Source organism: Burkholderia sp. Ac-20379, from assembly GCF_017104645.1.
Classification (GTDB): domain Bacteria; phylum Pseudomonadota; class Gammaproteobacteria; order Burkholderiales; family Burkholderiaceae; genus Burkholderia.
The window spans coordinates 1-2,841 of sequence record NZ_JAAGPF010000541.1 but is presented as its reverse complement, the minus strand read 5'-3'; the positions used below and the strand labels follow the sequence as shown (position 1 = coordinate 2,841).

1 protein-coding gene is annotated in these 2,841 nt (G+C 71.5%); it reads right to left on the bottom strand.

What is annotated here, in order from left to right; all coding sequences use genetic code 11:
• On the bottom strand, positions 1-2,714 hold a 2,714-nt coding region (locus G3N92_RS32490; protein ID WP_241015168.1), incomplete at its 3' end, for an SDR family oxidoreductase.
• Positions 2,715-2,841 lie beyond the last annotated feature (127 nt).

Sequence of the window (2,841 nt, the reverse complement as noted above, 5' to 3'; positions counted from 1 at the left end):
AGATCGTGCCCGTCGCGCGCGTCGGCCACGATCTCGAAGCAGCGCGGCAGACGCTCGCGGCGGGCCAGCGTATCGGCGAGCCGGGCCAGCGGCAGCGCGGGTTGCGCGGCGATGAAGTGGCGCATACACGCGAGCCAGCGCATCAAGCCGGCATCGTCGTGCGCCGAAAACACGAAGCGCAGCGCCTGGCCGGGGCGATGATCGTCCGCCGCGCCGGCCGGGGCCGCCTCGTGCGGCGCCTCCTCCACGATCAGATGGACGTTCGAGCCGCCCGCGCCGAACGCGCTGACGGTCGCCCGCAGCGGTGCTTCGACGCCGTCGACGCGGCGCCGCAGCCAAGGCGCCGCCTGCATCTGCGGCACGAACGGCGTGCCCGTGAAATCGGCATGCGGATTGCGGCGCGCCTGCGACAGCGGCAGCATCGACGGCACCAGCATCCGGTGCTGCAACTGCAGCAGCACCTTGGTCAGTTGCGCCATGCCCGAGGCGGCCTCGGCGTGGCCGAGGTTCGACTTGACCGAACCGATCGCGCAGAAGCCCGATTCGCCGGTGAACGTGCGAAACGCGCGCGTCAGGGCGCGCAGCTCGATGGCGTCGCCGAGCGACGAACCGTTCGCCGCGGCCTCGACATAGCCGATCGAACGCGCATCGATCCGCGCGGCGCGCAGGTTGTCCTCGATCAGGCGCGCCTGCGCGTCGGCCGACGGCGCCGCGTAGCCCGCGCCGTGACCGCCGTGGTTCGACGCGCTGGCCTTGATCACGGCCAGCACCGGATCGCGATCGCGCACCGCGTCGGCCAGCGGCTTGAGCAGCACCGCGCCCACACCCTCGGCCGGCAGGTAGCCGTCGCCGTCGGAAAAGCTGCGGCTCTGCGCATGGCTGCCGAGCAGGCCGGCGCGGCTCAGCCCGACGTATTTGTCCGGGTGCAGCGACAGGTTCACGCCGCCGGCGATCGCCAGGCGGCATTCGCCGCGCTGCAGGCTCTGGCAGGCCAGGTGAACCGCCTGCAGGCCGGACGAGCACATCGTGTCGAGCGCGACGCTCGGGCCTTGCAGATCGAAGAAGTAGGACACGCGGTTGGCGATCGACGCATAGGACGACAGGCCCACCAGCGCCCGCGCCTCGGGGTCCGTCTCGATCGCGTGATACGGCATGGTCATCGCGCCGACGTAGACGCCGACGCGGGCCTGATAGTCGCTGCGCAGCCGCTCGCGCGAATGGCCGCCGCGTTCGAGCAGATGCCAGACCGTCTGCAGGAACAGGCGCTCCTGCGGATCCATCAGCGCCGCGTCGCGCGGCTTGACGCCGAAGAACGCGGCGTCGAACCCGGCGACGTCGGACAGGAAGCCGCCCCATTGACAGTAGCTGGTGCCGGGCTGGCCCTTGAGCGCCGAATAGAACGGCGCGTGATCCCAGCGCTCGGCGGGAATCGGGCCGATGCAGTCGCGCCCTTCCTGCAGCACGGACCAGAACGCGTCGATCGTATCGGCGCCGGGGTAGCGCCCGGCCACCGCGATCACGGCGATCTCCTGCATCCGTGCGGCGTCCGGGGCGGCGGCGATTGAGGCCATGGAGGCGGTGGACGCGATCGAGGCGGTAGCAGCGGCGGCGGCAGCAGCGGCTGGCGCTGCCGTAGGCGTAGGAGTGGGCGCAGCCGTAGGCACCGGCGCGGGCGCGGGCGCGGGCGCGGACACGGACATCGGCGCAGGCGTCGGCTCGGACGCAGCCGGCAAGATCGCACGCAACGCATCGGCATACGCCGTCAGCAAGTGATCGGCCAGTTGCGCGAGGCTCGGATATTCGAACAGCAGCGTCTTGGGCAATGCGCCGAGATGCGGCTCCAGGCCTTCCACGATCTGCATCGAAAGAATCGAATCGACGCCGTAGCGATCGAACGGATCGTCGGCGCGCATCCGATCGGCCGGCATCGCCAGCACGGCCGCGACGTGTTCCGCGAGATAGGCGATCAGCGCGCCCCGCGTTGGCGTTGGCGTCTTCGCCACCGCAGGCGCGGCGGCAGCAGCCGACACCGCGGCCGCATCGCGCAGCGGGCCGCCATCGGCATCGGACGACGCATCGGGCGCGCCAGGCGCATCGGGCACACCGAGCGCGCGCCGCAACCGCGCGTGATCGCCGTCGAGCACCAGCACCTGCGAGACATCGAGACGGTAAGCCGCATACAAGGCCCGCATCGCGGCATCGGTCCGCAACGGCTGCACGCCGACCTGCGCCTGCATGGCGTCGAGCGTGGCGTCGTCGAGGCGCATGCCGCCGTCGCGCCAGTAAGGCCAGTCGATCGACAGCGTGCGGCCATGCCGCTCGCCGCGCGCGACCTGCTGCGCGCGCACCCCGGCGAAGGCATCCATGAACGCGTTCGCGCACGCGTAGTCGGCCTGCCCGGGGTTGCCGAGCGCGCCGGACACCGAGGCGAACACCATCAGGAAATCGAGCCGGCAATGCGCGCTCGCGGCATCGAGCTGCGCGAGGCCGGCCACCTTCGGGGCCAGCACCGCCAGCAACTCGTCGGCCGACTTGCGGATCAGCAGCTTGTCGCGCGCGAAGCCGGCCGCGTGGACGATGCCGTCGAGGCCGCCGTGCGTCGCCTCGATCTCGCCGATCAACGCGCGCACCGCATCGGCATCGGTCACGTCGGCGCGGCGATGCGTCACGACGGCCGCCAGCCGGTCGAGACGCGCGCGCGCCTCGTCCGGCAGCGGCGAGCGGCCGACGAGCCACAGCCGGGGCGCGCGAGATCGGAAGAGCGTCGGGGAGGGAAAGAGTGTTGGTGGCAGGGTGGAAGAGGGGGGGCGGAGGGTGAGTGAAGAGAGAAAGATGAGAAGA